The sequence below is a fragment of the Streptomyces sp. NPDC046821 genome (assembly GCF_040645335.1).
Lineage (GTDB): Bacteria > Actinomycetota > Actinomycetes > Streptomycetales > Streptomycetaceae > Streptomyces.
The window spans coordinates 1-15274 of record NZ_JBEYYB010000011.1 but is presented as its reverse complement, the minus strand read 5'-3'; the positions used below and the strand labels follow the sequence as shown (position 1 = coordinate 15274).

Here is a 15274-nt window from a genome sequence, read left to right as displayed (position 1 = left end):
GCGTACCTCCGGCGCGGCCCCACGCCTACCCCCGCCCCGCCTCCCCATTCCATGATTCCGGTCTCTGGTGATCCGCCCCTCGGCTCCTTATATTTCGCGCCGTGAACAGACTTCCGAAGCGCAAGAAGCTCGTGTCCCTCTGTGTGGCGACTGCTCTTACCGGGGCGGTGGTTGCCGCGGGGGCGTTGTGGCCGGAGACGGAGGCCACGGCTGCGGCCGGGGCTCAGGAGCGTGCGGTGGCCGCCGAGTTGCCGCACTGGCCGGCGCCGGTGGCGGAGAAGTTGGCGGAGGTCATCGCGTCCCATGACCATCAGGGCGCGTACGCGGTGTTCGACGCGGACAACACCTCGTACCGCAACGACCTGGAGGAGTCGCTGCTGCCCTTCCTGGAGATGAAGGGGGTGCTGACGCGCGAGAACATGGACCCGGCCCTGAAGGTGATCCCCTTCAAGGACACGGCCACCCACAAGGAGACGCTGACCGAGTACTACGACCGTCTCTGCGACATCGACGACCAGGTCTCGTACCCGTGGGCCGCGCAGATCTTCTCCGGGTTCACCTTGAAGCAACTCAAGGGGTATGTCGATGAGTTGCTCGCTTATGAGGGGCCGCTGCCGGGTGGGGCGAAGCCGCCGCAGTTCTCCGCGGGGATGCGGGAGCTGTACCACTCGCTGAGCAAGCACGGCATCAAGGTGTACGTGGTGAGTGCCGCGAGCGAGGACCTCGTACGTATGGTGCTCGCCGACCCCAAGTACGGGTACGACGTGAAGCCCGAGAACGTGCTCGGTGTCTCCGCCCTGCTCAAGGACCCGAAGACGGGCGAGGTCACCAGTTCCCGCAAGGAGATCGCCGCCGGCCACTACGACCCGGCGAAGCTCGCCGACCACGAACTGACGTCCACCCTCTGGGCGCCCCTCACCTGGTACGAGGGCAAGCCCGCCGCGATCCGCACGTATGTCGACGCCTGGCAGAAGCCGATCCTGGCCGCCGGTGACACCCCGAAGAGCGACGGTCCGATGCTGTTCCGGTCGACGGACGTGGAGCACGGCGGGGTGCGGGTGTGGGTCAACCGCAAGGACAGCTACATGAAGGAGATCGACGGCATGAAGGCCACGGGCGCGCAGCGGCAGAAGGAGCTGGGTCAGAAGGTGACGGCGGACAAGCGGTGGCTGACGGTGACACCGGACCAGATCCGCTGACCATTGCAGGTGACACCGGACCAGATCCGCTGACCGCTGCCGGCGCCAGGCGCACGGCAGGGCCCGCCCAGGGTTTCCCGGGCGGGCCCCGTCCAAGCCGGTCAGGCCTCAGCTCAGCCGTTGTTGGCGCACTGGTTGCCCATCGTGGGGTTCAGCGCACCAAGGATGTCGACCGTGTTGCCGCACAGATTGAGCGGCACGTGGATCGGTACCTGGATGACGTTGCCGGAGAGGACGCCGGGCGAGTCGGCGGCGAAACCGTTCGCCTCTCCGTCGGCGCTGGCGACGCCGGCTCCCGCGATGATGGTGGCGGCACCAAGGGCGGCGGCGGCGATGAAGGTCCGGATACGCATTCTTCTCCTCAGGTGAGTTGACGATGCTTCCGGGACCCATCAGACCCCCCGCACGCCCGAATCGCGCTTTATTACACCCATAAGGGGCGTGGCGGAGGGCGCCGAATGGACGTCAGCGGGTGGAGATCTCGTTGGCCGACAGGTTGCCCCAGGTGTGATTGGCCGCCTTCACCACGAGGCGGAGCTGGGTGGTGGAGACGGCCTTCGGCAGGCGGATCGACTGCCGTTCGACCGTCGCGTTGTTGCTCGTCCAGGTGACCGCCGCGTCGGTGGCCTGCGTGACCCACGCCGAGCCGTTCCAGGTCTGGACGTCGGCCTTCGTGATGCCCTGGCCCTGGCCGAAGTGCGTGGCGAGGACGACCTCGGAGACCGTGCGGCTGCTCGGGAAGGTCAGGGTGATGGAGCCCGGGTAGGTGACGCCAGAGCTGGGGCTCGCCCAGGTGGTGGAATCTGAGCCGTCGGTGAGCGCGGCGGGCGTCGATGACTGGCCGTCGCCGAACGTGGTGGCCGCGGTCGGCGCGGCCTCGTCGAGGCCCGGTCCCGCCGTACGCTGGCGGCCGCCGATGTCGGGCATCCCGGACGGCAGCTTGGTGCCGGCCGTGTCACGGCCTCCGTCGTTCGCGATGTCGAGGCCCGCGGCGATCGCCGGGGAGTTCGCGGTCGGCACGTAGCCGGAGAGGTCGGTGATCTGCTTGGCGGCGCCGGGTGCGGTGAGCTTCGCATCGCCGGTGATCGCGGAATTGTCGGAGGGCACGGGGCCGTCCTGGTAGAGGTTGCGGTCGTAGGTGACCAGGTTCTGGTCGTTGTACGGAAGCTTCGCGCCGTTGTAGATGACGTTGTTGCGGAACCTGACGTCCTTCACCGTCGTGTTCCACACCTTGACGAGGCTGAAGGAGGCCCGGTCGGGGTGGTTGGCGATGAACGGGGTCAGCGGCACCCAGATGGTGTTGTTGTAGATGTCGATGTTCTTGGCGTTGGTGGAGAGCGCGAAGACCTGGTTCGCGTCGCCCTGGCTCACGTTGTAGCGGATCGTCGCCTCGGCGGGCGCCGATGCGGTGGAGACGGCGATGAAGAAGCCGCCCTCGTTGTCATGGCTGAAGTTGTGCTGCACGACGCTGCGGTGGACGGACGCGTCGGCGTCGAAGGCGGTGCCGTCGCTGGCGAGGCCCCAGTACTTCGTGCCGGACACGTCGTTGTACTGCACCATCGTGTCGTCGGCGCCGGCCCACCAGATGCCGACGTTGCCGTGGTTCTGCGCGGTCTTGTCGACGCGGTTGTGCTCGATCCTCGCGCCCTGGGCCTGCATCACCGTGATGCCGCCGGCGGAGATGTCGTGGACGCTGTTGCCCTCGACGACCACATGGGTGCTAGGTGTCCACGGCCGGTAGTCGGCGGCGGGGATGCCCATCAGGTCGGTCCAGAGGTAGTTCCAGCCCTCGCGCTGCATCCACTGCGACCAGGTGACGATGCCGTAGGACCGGCTGTCGTAGACCTCGTTGTCCTCGATCTGCAGGTTGTCGTAGTAGGTGGGTGTCTGCTTGCCGAGCGCGGCGACGATGATGCCGCCGGCGGACGGGTTGGAGGCCTGGCCGCCGGAGCTCGCGCCCTGGATGGCGTGCACCTTGTTGTTGCGGATGGTGATGCCCGGGACGGCTCCCTGGTCGGTGGCGCTCACGCCGATGCCGATACGGGGTGTCGTGCCGGACCCGGTGTTGGTGACCTCGAAGCCGTCCACCACGACGTCGTGCAGGTTGCTCAGCTTGATGGTGGCGTCCACCGAACCGCCGCCGTCGATACGGGGCTTGGCGCCCGTCCCGTACGACGTCAGGGTGACCGGGCTGGCCTTGGTCCCGGATCCGTGCGGGGTGAACTGGCCCGTCCACGTGCCGCCCGCCTTGAAGCTCACGGTGTCACCGGGCTGGAACGTCTGGGCGTTGACCTTGTCCAGCGACTTCCAGGCGGTGGCCGGGGTGCGGCCGTCCGCGCTGTCGCTGCCCTGCGGGTCTACGTAGTACGAGGTGGCCGCCTTGAGCGAGGGGTCACCTTGGTCGCGGGCCGGTGCGGCCGTGGCGAGGGGAGCGGTGATGCCGGTACTCGTTCCTATGAGGACGGCCGCTAGGGCCGGCCCGGCGAAACGCCAACCACGTGACATGAGAGGGGCTCCTTGTCAGGTCGCTCTGCGCCGCCGGCCGGGCGGCCGGCGGCGGGAGTGGTGCGGGACAGAGGGTGCGGTCAGAAGGTCGGAAGCTGGGGCCTATTTGGAGATGCCGAGCGTCATCCCGTCCATGATCTTCCGGCCGAACCAGAAGAAGAGCAGGATCATCGGGGCGACGAGGATGACCACACCGGCGAACAGACCGCCCCAGTCCGAGGTGTACTGCATGGTGCTGCTCAGCTGGCTGAGGCCGGCGGGCAAGGTCTGCTTCTTCGGGTCGTCGATGAGGACCAGCACGAGCAGCAGCTCGTTCCAGATCCCGATGACGTTCAGTACGGCGACGATCGTGAGCCCCGGGCGGGCCACGGGCACCATCACCTGGAGGAACGTGCGCAGCGGGCCGGCGCCGTCCAGCGCTGCGGCCTCTTCGAGCTCGCTCGGCAGCGACCTGAAGTAGCCGGTCAGGACGTAGACGGCGAACGGCAGCGAGACGGCGATGTTGCAGATCACGAGGGAGATCCGCACGTCCCACCAGCCGGTGACCCAGTCGACCATGAACTGGCTGAGCTTGATCGACAGCGTCTGGTACGGGATCAGCACGGCCTGGACCGGCAGGGCGAGCCCGGCGGCGAAGTACGTGACGACGGGTGCGGCGCTGCGGCGCCGGGAGCGGGCCAGCGCGTAGGCGGCGGGCGCGGAGAGCGCCATGATGCCGGCGACGGACGCGGCGGTGGTCACCGCACTGTTCAGGAACATGCCCGCGAAATCACCGGCGTGCCAGGCCCGTGCGTAGCCGCCCAGGTTCAGGCCGTCGGCGCCGAGGGGGTTGGTCCACAGCGCGCGCGAACCGCGGAAGGAGCTGAGCAGTGTCCACGCGAGGATGAGCAGGTTGAACGCGACGAACGCCCACAGCACGGTCTTGATGACGCGCGGGATCGCGATGTCGCCGAAGAAGCGGCCGACGGTCCTCATGAGATCTCCAGCCGTTCGCTGCGGCTCATCCGCCTGACCAGGACGAGGAGCACGATGGTCAGCACGGTGAGGAGGGTCGCCATCGCCGAGCCGTAGCCGAGTTCGGGGATGCCGACCTGTGCGTTGGTGGTCATCCACTGCTGCACGGCGTAGGTGCGTGCCTCGGGTGTCGGGGTGCCCGCCGTACCGGTGAAGCCGATGACGATGTCGAAGGTGCGCAGGCTGTTCACCGTCCACAGCACCGCCGCGATCGAGATCATGTCCCGGCTGAGCGGAAAGGTGATGTGGCGGAACTGCTGCATACGCGTAAGGCCCGTCAACTTGGCTTCCTCGTAGAGGTGTTGGGGAATGCCGTCGACGGACGTCATGAGGAGCACGATGTACGTGCCGCTGGTCATCCAGATGACGCCGAGCACGATGCAGCCGAAGATGTGCTGCGGTTCCAGCCAGGACCGCTCCAGGGTGTGCAGCCCCACGAAGCGCAGCACCCGGTTGACGACGCCGTCCGGGTTGAGCAGGAAGCCGAGCGAGGTGCCGATGGCGATCATGGAGATGATCGAGGGGAGGTAGACGGCGGCGCGCACGAAGGCGCGGCCGCGCATCTCCCGCAGTACGGCCATGGCGCAGAACGCGAGGGCGAACACTCCGGCGCCGCCGATGACGACGATGATCAGGGTGTTGCCGAAGGCCTGGCGGGCGGTGTCGTCGCGGAAGATCCGGACGTAGTTGCGCCAGCCGACCCACTTCTGTTCGGTGCCGGGCCCCGCCCACTTCATGAAGCTGAGCACCACGCCGTACACCGAGGGCAGGACGAAGCCGGCGGTGTAGACGAGCGCGGCGGGGAACATGAAGCGGCGGTAGGCGCGGTCGGCGGGGCCCTCGCTCGAACTGCGGCGCCGGGCGGGGCGGTCCGTCGCGTCCGCCCGCCCGGTCACCGGGGCCGCTCGCTCAGCCGTTGGCGAGAACATCCGCGGTCTTCTTCTTTCCTTCGGCCACGAACTCGGCGGGGCTGATCTTTCCGCCGAGCAGCTTGTCGTCGAGCGGCAGCAGCACGTTGTTCCACCAGGCGCTGTTCGCGGTGGCTCCGTCGTACGTCGTGTTGGTCTCCTTCGCCGAGACCATCGCGTCCTGTGCGGACTTGAGGGCGGCGGGGGCGGGGACGTCGTCGCGTGCGGGGATGTTGAGGGCCGTTGCGCTGATCTGTTCGCTGACGGCCTTCTGGACCAGGTAGCTCAGGAAGAGCTTGGCGGCGTTCGGGTGCTTGGCCTTGGAGCTGAGCTCCCAGCCGAGCGAGCCGATCTCGACGGAGTCGTGGCCGCCGGTGACGGTCGGGAAGGGGAAGCTGTCGGGCTTCGCGTCGGCGGGGGCCTGCGGCTTGGTCTCGGCGGCGAGCCAGGTGCCGTTGATGTTCAGGACGCCCTTGCCCTGGGCCCAGTCGTTCTGCGCCGCCGGGTACTTGGTGCCCATGTAACCCGACTGGAAGTAGCCGCCCTTGGCGAGCTGCGACACGTCCTTGGCGGCCTTGAGGACGGCGGGGCTGTCCCAGTTCTTGGCGTCGGCGCTGAGCCCGACCAGGCTGCCGGGGCCGCCGTGCCGCATCATCAGCCAGTAGAACCAGTACACGTTGTACGAGTTGACGAGGCCGTCCTGCGCGATGGGGGTCTTGCCGGCGGCCTTCTCCTTGCCGAGGAGGGCGATGAAGTCGTCCCACGTCTTCGGCTTGTTCTTGGCGATGCCCGGGGTGCGGGCCTTGTCGTACCAGATCGCCGTGGAGATCAGGGTGTGCGGGACGACGATCAGCTTGCCGTCCTTGTCCTGGGCGGACTTGAGGACGTTCGCGGGCAGGACGTCGGACACCTTCTTGCCGCTCTCGCCCGGCACGGACAGCTTGAGGACGCTGTCCACGCTCTGCGTCAGGTGCTGGGCCTCGTCGGCGGCGATGTGGTCGCTTCCGCCGTCGAAGATGTCCGGGCCGTTGCCCGAGGTGATGGCCCCCGGCAGGACCTTGTTGCCGCTGCGGCCGAGGTACTTGATGTTGACCTTGATGCCGGTCGCCTTGGTGAAGGCGGTGGCGCGGGCCTTGAATATCTTCGCCTGCGGCTCGCTCTCGCCCCAGATGGACCAGTAGTCCACCTCCTTCTCGGACTTGGCCGCCGCGCCGATGTCCGCACCCTTGCCGTTCGCCTGGTCCGGCTTCTTCTCACCGTCGAGCTTCTGCCCGCAGCCGGCCGTGAACATCACGGTCGCGATGGCCGCCGCCAGTGCGGTCCGGGCTGTGGTGCGGCGAATGGCATTCATCGTGGGAATCCTCCTGCTGGACGGCGGTGGGTGGACCGGTGGTGCGCGGTGCGGAGCTTGTGGTGGCGCGTGGTGGGTGGGCCGGTCACAGGGCCACCACCTGCGCGGTCTTCCTGGCCCGTTCGGCCGCCCACACCACCTGATGGGAGGCGAGGCTGTCGCGGGCGTCGGTGAGGATGAGGGAGCGGTCGCCGGTGCGGACCGCTTCGACGAAGGCGTCGAGGAGCATCTCGTCACCGCCGCCGTGTCCGCCCGCGGCGGTGCCGTCCTCGCCGGTCTCGGTCTCGATGACCTCGACGGTGTCGGTCGTGAAGTCGTGCACCCGCAGCCGCACTCCGTCGCCCTCGACCGAGCCGCGCGTTCCGAAGATCCGGGTCTTGCGCTTGTCGGCGGCGGTGAACGCGGTCATGGTGAACGACACGGTCTGGCCGGTGGCCCACTCCATGGTCACCACCTGGTGGTCGACCACGTCGTTGCCACCGGAGTAGACACAGGCCCCGTAGGGACTGGTGCGCAAGGCGGCGAGCACGCCCGCCTCGGTGTGGTCGGTGGTGACGACGGACAGCGGCCAGTAACGGGTGTCCGGGGCATCGAGGAAGCCGGTGTAGATGCGCTTCGCCGAGTACGGGCACTGCGCTTCGACGCCGCAGTCGAGGCAGTTGTCGGCCGCGCCCTCCGGCTTGTTCTCCGGCCTGAAGTGCAGCAGCGAGCCGAACGAGGCGACGCGGGCGGGGACTTGGCCCATGAGGTGGATCAGCCAGTCGATGTCGTGGCACGATTTTTGGAGCAGCATGGGCGAGGACTCGGCCTCGTTGCGCCAGTTGCCGCGTACGAAGGAATGGGCCTGGTGCCACCAGCCGACCGGTTCGAGGTGCTCGATGCTGGCGATCGTGCCGATCCGGCCGGAGTCGACCAGCGCCTTGAGGGCCCGGGTGTAGGGGGTGTAGCGCAGTACGTGGCAGACCGCGAGCATGACGCCCGCCTTCTCGGCCGCCTCGACGATCCGCGCACTCTCCTCCTCGGTCGGCGCCATCGGCTTCTCGAGTACGAGGTGGTAGCCCAACTCCGCGAAGGCGATGGCCGGTTCGGTGTGCATCGAGTCCTGGGTGGCCACGACCGCCGCGTCACCGATACGGCCTACGGCGGCCAGTTCCCGCCAGTCGGCGAACACGTGGGACGGGTCGATGCCGAACTCCGCCGCCGCCGACTCCCGTACGTCGGCGCGTGGTTCGGCGAGTCCGACGATCGTCGCGCGGCCCTCAAGGACGGCACGGCGGGCGTAGATCATCCCGCGCATTCCCGCGCCGGCCACGACGAGCCTCACCGGTTCTGCTGGCCCCAGCGGCACTGCCTGCACCATCCCCCCTGCGGTGGCTCGATAATTAATACGGGGATGATTAATAATTGATGGACCGTCGTCAAGAGGAAGGAGCATCCCATCCAGCCAAGGGCGCTTGAAATGGAGCTAGTTGACCGGGTTTGCCCGACAACTCCTCGGCCACGCGGCTCGAAACGTGAACACGAAGGGGAGCCGAAGGTGATCAGGAGACCCCCGCTCGGCGGACCGTCGGCACTAATATTGCTTCCCACGAACAAAAAGTCGGGGTCAGGGGTGTGGGATGAATGAGCTCGCGGTGACGATCAAGGGGGCCGACCCGGTACTGCTCCGGCGGATACGCGCCCTGACGGTGCTCAGCACCCTGCGGTCCGCCGGTCCGCTCGCGCTGACGCCGCTCGCCGCCCGGTCCGGCCTCTCCCGCCCCGTCGCGCAGACCGTGGTGGACGAACTCACCGAGACCGGCTGGATCGACACGGCCACCGACGACACCACGGCGGACACCGTACGTTCGGTGGGGCGCCCGGCCCGCCTCTTCCGGTTCCGCGGCGACGCCGGCCACGTCGCCGGTATCGACATCGGCGCGCACAGCGTCTCGGCCGTCATCTCCGACCTCACCGGCACGCTCCGCGCCCAGTCCAGGATCCACGTCTCCCCCGGCGACGGCGCCGACGCGCGACTGGCGGCGACCCGCACCGCCATCGCGGACGCCGCACGGGACGCCGGCGTCGAGCCCGCCGACCTGTGGAGCGTCGGCCTCGCCACGACCGGCGTCGTCGACCACGCCGGACGGGTCGTCAAGTCGGTGGCCCTGCCCGAGTGGTCGGGCCTCGACCTCGGCGCGGCCTTCGCCGACACCCTCCCCTGCCCACTGCACGTCGAGAACGACTGCCGCGCCGCCGCCCTCGCCGAACGCTGGCAGGGCGCGGCCCAGGGAACGGACGACCTGGTCTACATCCACGCCGGCCTGCGCACCGGCGCGGGAGTGCTGGTCAACGGCAAGCCCCTGCGCGGATACAGCGGCGCGGCGGGCGAGATAGGGGCGATGAGCGCGCTGGGCTGGGCCGAGGCTCCCATGCACCTCATCAGCCTGCCCGGCCTCGAAGCGGGCATCGCCCCGGAGGACGTCGCGGAGCGCGTGTTCGCGCGGGCCCGCTCGGGCGATCCGCTGGCCCAGGCGGCGGTCGAGCGCTTCTCGACGGCCCTGGCCCAGGGCATCGTGGCGCTGTGCCTCACGTTCGACCCGCAGCTCGTCGTACTCGGCGGCGGCATCTCGCGCTCCGCGGACATCGTGCTCGGCCACATCACGGAGGAACTGGAACGGGTCTGCATCCGGGTACCCCGCATCGTGGCGTCAGCCCTGGACCGCGAGGCCGTCGCACTGGGGGCCGTACGCATCGCGCTGAACATGGTCGACGAACGGTTCTTCACGCCGGGGGTGGCGGAGCCGGTGGCACCACCGCCGGGTCGGACGGGGGCTGTGCGAGGGTGACGTGACGCGGGGGTCGGCTGCGTGACGGGGGGCGGCTGGAGGTGACGTACCCGGGGTCGACCGGCGCCGGCTGCCCCGGGGCCGGGCCACGCCGGCGGCAATTACGAACGCCCCGGGCCACTGTTCTGTCCGTAAATCCAGAGAAACCAATGCCTGCCCGGCATTGTATAAAACGTTTTACCTTCCTAGGTTGATGCACGCCGCACCGAAGAACCTCCTCAGCGGCGTCGTGGGTGACCACGCCCCCACCGCCGTGCCCTGAAGGATCCCCCTGTGCAGCTGTGTCGGCCGGCCATGCCCGGAACTCCGGCCCAGGGGTCCCCGCCCCGCCTCACTCCCCCACACCCGCCCGCTCATCCCGTCCCGTCCCCCTGGAAGGACCTGCCATGACGGAGACCGTCCGGCCCGGCCTCAAGGCCCAGGCCGCCGCAGCCGTGCGCACCTTCTTCATCTCCGGCTTCGGAACCGCCCTGGAGTTCTACGACTTCATCGTCTACGGATTCGCCGCCGCCATCGTCTTCCCGAGCGTCTTCTTCCCCGGCTTCGACCACACGGTCGGCACGCTCGTGGCGTTCGCCGCGTTCGGCAGCGGCTTCATCGCGCGACCGCTCGGCGGCATCGTGTTCGGGCACTTCGGCGACCGCATCGGCCGTAAGTCCATGCTCGTCCTGACCCTCGTGATCATGGGCAGCAGCACGTTCCTCATCGGCTGCCTGCCCAGCTACGGGACCGTCGGCATCGCCGCGCCCGTCATGGTCGTCGGCCTTCGCCTCATCCAGGGCTTCGCAGCCGGCGGCGAGTGGGGCGGCGCGTCCCTCTACGGCATCGAGAACGCGCCGGAGGGCCGCCGTGGCCTGTGGGGCAGCTTCACCAGCGCCGGTATCGGCATCGGCAGCCTCTTCGGCACGGGCGTGTTCGCCCTGATCACGCTGCTGCCGCAGGACGACCTGAAGACGTGGGCCTGGCGCATCCCGTTCTGGCTCGGCGGCCTGCTCGTCCTGGTCGGCGTCATCGCCCGCAGCCGTATGCCCCAGGAGGAGCGCCGCACCGAGCACGCTCCCCGGGTGCCGATCCTGGACTCCGTCAAGCGTCACCCGCGCCAGATGCTGCTCGCCATCGGCGTCGCCTTCGGCTACAACACCCTCGCCTACATCGGCTCGATCTTCACAGTGACGTACGCGGAGGAGCGAGGCTACGCGTACTCCGAGTCGATGCTGCTCCAGGTCGCGGGGTCGGTCGCGTTCACGGTGGCCGTGCCGGTCATGGCCCGGCTCTCCGACCGGGTCGGCCGCAAGCCGGTGGTCATCCTCGGCACCCTCGCGTACGGAGCGTTCTTCTTCGCTTACTTCCCGATGGTGAACGGGCACATCGTGGTGCTGGCGACCCTCGCCTACGTCCTGGTGAACGTGCTCATGGCCGCTCCGCAGGGCTGCATCCCGGCCTTCCTGGGCGAGCAGTTCCACGCCGGCGCCCGCTACTCGTCGATCTCCGCCACGTACCAGACCGGTGCGGCGGTCGGCGGCGGTACGGCGGCCACGGCCGCGACCGCGCTACTCCTCGCCTTCCACGGGGACCCGATCGGCGTGGGCCTGTACTCCGGCGCGGCCGCCCTCGTCCTGGCCCTGTGTGCCTGGGGTCTGCGGGAGACGTACAAGGTGCCGACAGCGGAGCTCGGCGTGGACATGCAGAAGGAGGGGGAAGCGAAGGTGGTCCTGGACTCGGTGGCCGTCTGAGCTAACTCAATACGGCGAAGTTAACTCGACCGGCCTAGGGCCTGTGCAGTGCGGGACACCCACTGCCCAGGCCCTTCGTTCTTGTGGCGCCCCATGGGGTGAACCTTGCGGACGCGTCGGTTTGCCACCGCGCACATGGTGGATGGGGTAGAGCCGTAACCTCCCCGACACCGGAACGAGGTCGTCTCATGTTTCGCCCCAGGCTCGTGCCCGCCACCGCCGCAGCGTTCCTGTGCTGCCTGGGCACCGCGCCCCAGGCGGTGCCCGACACCACCGACAGCCCGGTCTCCGTGATCACTCCGTCCGGCGACACCGTGTACCCCGTGGACAGCAGCCTCTACGTCGGCTGGCGCAACAGCACCGGCGAGGAGGTCGACGTCTGGCTCACGCACGGCTCCGGTTCAGACGCGCAGCGCCTGTTCAAGCTGGCCTCGAAGGCCAGCAACAAGCCGTCCTCCGAGCTGCTCAGCGCGGTACCCGCCGTGCCGAACGGCGACGACTACGCGGTCGAGGTCGCGGCCCGGGACTCGGGCGACCACGACTACAGCGCCCCGTTCAAGGTAGGCCCCACTCCCGGCGCGGGCCCGACCGCAGCCGCCGGCCACATGTCCGGGTGAGTACGTGTCCCAGGATCGAGAAGGCGCCCCGCCTCAGGTGCAGGCCGGGCACAGCCCTCGGTAAGTGACGTCGACCTTCGACACGGCGAAGCCGAACCGTTCGTCCGCCGGGAGGCCCGACAGCGGGTCCCCGGTCGGATGGACGTCGCGGATGATCCCGCAGCCGGAGCACACCAGATGCTGGTGCGGCCTGTAAGCGTTCGGGTCGTAGCGCTTGGCTCGGCCGTCCGTGGAGACCTCCACGACCTCCCCCAGCGCGACCAGCTCGCCCAGCGCGTTGTACACCGTAGCCCTGGAGATCTCGGGCAGGCGCCGGGCCGCGCGGGCATGTACCTCGTCGGCCGTGAGATGCACATGATCACCATCGAGAACCTCCGCAACGACACGCCGCTGAGAGGTCATCCGCCAGCCACGCCCTCGCAGTCGCTCCAGCAGGCCACTCATAGGTTCACCTATTCAGGTTCGGTGGGATACCCGAGGTTGACCGGCACGTAACCGGCCCCATGGGAAATGGGTTTGGTGCACTTCTTGACTTGGACTCTGTCCATCGTAGGATCGGTTATGGCGATAGCCAAGGGACAGGAAGACTCCAGTGCGGCGGATGAGCAAGAGTGACCCCTCCGCGCCGCTCCGAGGCTTACTGTCGACCCGTTGTCGCTCTGCCGTTTCACCACCACAGTTCCTGAGCAGTGTGATCCGCCCCGTCCGGAAGGATTCCCCATGTCTGAGAACCACGATGCGATCGCCGCAGACGCGAAAGCAGAGGACGGAGGTGGCTGCCCCGTAGCGCACGGGCGTGCCCCCTATCCCACGCAGGGCAACGGCGCGAACAGCCAGTGGTGGCCGAAGCGGCTCAACCTGAAGATCCTTGCGAAGAACCCGGCCGTGGCGAACCCGCTCGGTGAGGACTTCGACTACGCCGCGGCCTTCCAGACCCTGGACCTCGCGGCGGTCAAGCAGGACATCGCCGAGGTGCTGACCACCTCGCAGGACTGGTGGCCCGCCGACTTCGGCAACTACGGCCCGTTCATGATCCGCATGGCGTGGCACAGCGCCGGTACGTACCGCATCAGCGACGGCCGCGGCGGCGGCGGCACCGGCCAGCAGCGCTTCGCCCCGCTCAACAGCTGGCCGGACAACGGCAACCTGGACAAGGCCCGCCGTCTGCTGTGGCCGGTCAAGAAGAAGTACGGGAAGAACCTTTCCTGGGCCGACCTCATGATCCTCACCGGTAACGTCGCCCTGGAGCAGATGGGCTTCGACACCTTCGGCTTCGGTGGCGGCCGCGTCGACGCCTGGGAGCCGGACGACGACGTCTACTGGGGTCCCGAGACCGTCTGGCTCGACGACCAGCGCTACACCGGCGACCGTGAGCTCGAGGACCCCCTCGGCGCCGTCCAGATGGGCCTCATCTACGTCAACCCCGAGGGCCCCAACGGCAACCCGGACCCGATCGCCGCGGCCCGCGACATCCGCGAGACGTTCCGCCGCATGGCGATGAACGACGAGGAGACCGTCGCCCTCATCGCCGGTGGCCACACCTTCGGCAAGACCCACGGCGCGGGCCCGGCCGAGAGCGTCGGCGACGACCCCGAGGCCGCCTCGATCGAGGAGCAGGGCCTCGGCTGGAAGAGCTCGTTCGGCACCGGTAAGGGTGGCGACGCGATCACCAGTGGTCTCGAGGGCATCTGGACGAACACCCCCACCACCTGGGACAACTCGTTCTTCGACATCCTCTTCGGCTACGAGTGGGAGCTCTTCAAGAGCCCCGCGGGCGCCCACCAGTGGCGGCCGAAGGACGGCGCCGGCGTCGGCACGGTCCCGGACGCTCACGACGCGTCGAAGACCCACGCGCCGACGATGCTGACGACCGACCTCTCGCTCCGGTTCGACCCGGCGTACGGCGAGATCTCGCGTCGCTTCCACGAGAACCCGGCCGAGTTCGCGGACGCCTTCGCTCGCGCGTGGTTCAAGCTGACCCACCGTGACATGGGCCCGATCGCGCGCTACCTCGGTACCGAGGTCCCGTCCGAGACGCTGCTGTGGCAGGACCCGATCCCCGCGGTCTCGCACGCCCTCGTCGACGACGCCGACGTCGCCGCCCTCAAGGACCAGGTCCTGGCCTCGGGTCTGACGGTGTCTCAGCTCGTGTCCACCGCGTGGGCCTCCGCCTCCACGTTCCGCGGCAGCGACAAGCGCGGTGGCGCCAACGGTGCCCGTGTCCGTCTCCAGCCGCAGAGCGGCTGGGAGGTCAACGAGCCCGACGAGCTGGCGGCCGTGCTGCGTAAGCTCGAGGGCATCCAGCAGACCTTCAACGCCGCGCAGTCGGGCGGCAAGCAGGTCTCGCTCGCCGACCTGATCGTGATCGCCGGTGCCGCCGGTGTCGAGAAGGCCGCGAAGGACGCCGGCGTCGACGTCAAGGTCCCGGTCACCCCGGGCCGCGCCGACGCGTCGCAGGAGCAGACGGACGTCGAGTCGTTCTCCGCGCTCGAGCCGAAGGCCGACGGCTTCCGCAACTACGTCGGCAAGGGCAACCGCATCGCGGCCGAGTACCTGCTGATCGACAAGGCGAACCTGCTCGACCTGAGCGCCCCCGAGCTCACCGTCCTCGTCGGCGGTCTGCGCGTCCTCGGCGCCAACCACGGCCGTTCGGCGCACGGCGTCCTCACGGCGACCCCCGAGAAGCTGACGAACGACTTCTTCGTCAACCTGCTCGACCTGGGCACCACGTGGAGCGCCACGTCCGAGGACGCGACCACCTTCGAGGGCCGCGACGCCTCCGGCGCCGTCAAGTGGACCGGCACCCGTGCCGACCTCGTCTTCGGCTCGAACTCCGAGCTGCGCGCCCTCGCCGAGGTCTACGCGAGCGACGACGCCAAGGAGAAGTTCGTGAAGGACTTCGTCTCGGCGTGGGACAAGGTCATGAACCTGGACCGGTTCGACCTGGCCTGATCCGAACGTCCGGGCCGGCCCCTCGGGGGTCGGCCCGGACGTCGGTCACGACGTGGTGACGTCATGACGGAGGGGTGCGTACCGGTTGTCCGGTACGCCCCCCGCCGGGTTGTATGTGGGCCGCCCCCGGAATTTTGCCGCGCGGCTCGTTGTTGCGCGCCGCCCGG

Annotated in this window: 12 protein-coding genes; 5 read left to right on the top strand and 7 right to left on the bottom strand. The window is 68.8% G+C overall.

What is annotated here, in order from left to right; all coding sequences use genetic code 11:
* The first annotated feature begins 101 nt into the window (after positions 1-101).
* Positions 102-1199: an HAD family hydrolase gene (locus ABZ893_RS22755; RefSeq protein WP_361406730.1), complete on the top strand. Its 1098-nt coding sequence runs from the start codon at positions 102-104 to the stop codon at positions 1197-1199.
* Positions 1200-1312: 113 nt separating this feature from the next.
* Here the strand turns inward: ABZ893_RS22755 and ABZ893_RS22750 are convergent, their stop codons facing one another.
* The 6 genes from ABZ893_RS22750 to ABZ893_RS22725 form a co-directional block, all read right to left on the bottom strand.
* Positions 1313-1552: a chaplin gene (locus tag ABZ893_RS22750; protein WP_361406728.1), complete on the bottom strand. Its 240-nt coding sequence runs from the start codon at positions 1550-1552 to the stop codon at positions 1313-1315.
* A 112-nt stretch (positions 1553-1664) separates the two neighbouring features.
* Complete coding sequence (locus ABZ893_RS22745) at positions 1665-3704, bottom strand: right-handed parallel beta-helix repeat-containing protein (RefSeq protein ID WP_361406726.1); 2040 nt, start codon at positions 3702-3704, stop codon at positions 1665-1667.
* 102 nt (positions 3705-3806) lie between these two features.
* Entirely contained in the window at positions 3807-4679 is an 873-nt protein-coding gene (locus ABZ893_RS22740) for a carbohydrate ABC transporter permease (protein ID WP_361406724.1), read from the bottom strand.
* On the bottom strand, positions 4676-5647 hold the full coding sequence (locus ABZ893_RS22735) for a sugar ABC transporter permease (protein ID WP_361406722.1): 972 nt from the start codon (positions 5645-5647) through the stop codon (positions 4676-4678). Before ABZ893_RS22735 ends, ABZ893_RS22740 begins: the two co-directional genes overlap by 4 nt.
* Entirely contained in the window at positions 5628-6977 is a 1350-nt protein-coding gene (locus tag ABZ893_RS22730) for a hypothetical protein (RefSeq protein ID WP_361406720.1), read from the bottom strand. The genes ABZ893_RS22735 and ABZ893_RS22730 overlap by 20 nt, the downstream gene beginning before the upstream one ends.
* Before the next feature lie 85 nt (positions 6978-7062).
* The gene (locus ABZ893_RS22725; protein ID WP_361406718.1) at positions 7063-8301 is read right to left on the bottom strand and encodes a Gfo/Idh/MocA family oxidoreductase; all 1239 of its coding nucleotides are present in this window, start codon (positions 8299-8301) and stop codon (positions 7063-7065) included.
* A gap of 295 nt (positions 8302-8596) precedes the next feature.
* On the opposite strand from ABZ893_RS22725, the gene ABZ893_RS22720 reads away from it, so the two are divergent.
* The 3 genes from ABZ893_RS22720 (at position 8597) to ABZ893_RS22710 (ending at position 12155) form a co-directional block, all read left to right on the top strand.
* Complete coding sequence (locus ABZ893_RS22720) at positions 8597-9805, top strand: ROK family protein (protein WP_361406716.1); 1209 nt, start codon at positions 8597-8599, stop codon at positions 9803-9805.
* Positions 9806-10191: 386 nt separating this feature from the next.
* Entirely contained in the window at positions 10192-11538 is a 1347-nt protein-coding gene (locus ABZ893_RS22715; RefSeq protein ID WP_361406714.1) for an MFS transporter, read from the top strand.
* Positions 11539-11726: 188 nt separating this feature from the next.
* Positions 11727-12155: a Ser-Thr-rich GPI-anchored membrane family protein gene (locus tag ABZ893_RS22710; protein ID WP_361406712.1), complete on the top strand. Its 429-nt coding sequence runs from the start codon at positions 11727-11729 to the stop codon at positions 12153-12155.
* A gap of 33 nt (positions 12156-12188) precedes the next feature.
* Here ABZ893_RS22710 and ABZ893_RS22705 read toward each other — a convergent pair whose 3' ends face one another.
* Positions 12189-12599, bottom strand: coding sequence for a Fur family transcriptional regulator (locus tag ABZ893_RS22705; protein WP_361406710.1), 411 nt, complete (start codon positions 12597-12599; stop codon positions 12189-12191).
* Between the two features lie 276 nt (positions 12600-12875).
* On the opposite strand from ABZ893_RS22705, the gene katG reads away from it, so the two are divergent.
* Positions 12876-15107, top strand: a complete 2232-nt coding sequence (katG, locus tag ABZ893_RS22700) for a catalase/peroxidase HPI (RefSeq protein WP_361406708.1) — start codon at positions 12876-12878, stop codon at positions 15105-15107.
* Positions 15108-15274: the final 167 nt, after the last annotated feature.

What these genes read in the sequence shown, in the direction of transcription:
- ABZ893_RS22710 (WP_361406712.1), top strand. Translation starts at nt 11,727, where the DNA reads ATGTTTCGCCCCAGGCTCGTGCCCGCCACCGCCGCAGCGTTCCTGTGC.
- ABZ893_RS22705 (WP_361406710.1), bottom strand. Translation starts at nt 12,599, where the DNA reads ATGAGTGGCCTGCTGGAGCGACTGCGAGGGCGTGGCTGGCGGATGACC.
- ABZ893_RS22720 (WP_361406716.1), top strand. Translation starts at nt 8,597, where the DNA reads ATGAATGAGCTCGCGGTGACGATCAAGGGGGCCGACCCGGTACTGCTC.
- katG (WP_361406708.1), top strand. Translation starts at nt 12,876, where the DNA reads ATGTCTGAGAACCACGATGCGATCGCCGCAGACGCGAAAGCAGAGGAC.
- ABZ893_RS22745 (WP_361406726.1), bottom strand. Translation starts at nt 3,704, where the DNA reads ATGTCACGTGGTTGGCGTTTCGCCGGGCCGGCCCTAGCGGCCGTCCTC.
- ABZ893_RS22735 (WP_361406722.1), bottom strand. Translation starts at nt 5,647, where the DNA reads ATGTTCTCGCCAACGGCTGAGCGAGCGGCCCCGGTGACCGGGCGGGCG.
- ABZ893_RS22730 (WP_361406720.1), bottom strand. Translation starts at nt 6,977, where the DNA reads ATGAATGCCATTCGCCGCACCACAGCCCGGACCGCACTGGCGGCGGCC.
- ABZ893_RS22715 (WP_361406714.1), top strand. Translation starts at nt 10,192, where the DNA reads ATGACGGAGACCGTCCGGCCCGGCCTCAAGGCCCAGGCCGCCGCAGCC.
- ABZ893_RS22750 (WP_361406728.1), bottom strand. Translation starts at nt 1,552, where the DNA reads ATGCGTATCCGGACCTTCATCGCCGCCGCCGCCCTTGGTGCCGCCACC.
- ABZ893_RS22740 (WP_361406724.1), bottom strand. Translation starts at nt 4,679, where the DNA reads ATGAGGACCGTCGGCCGCTTCTTCGGCGACATCGCGATCCCGCGCGTC.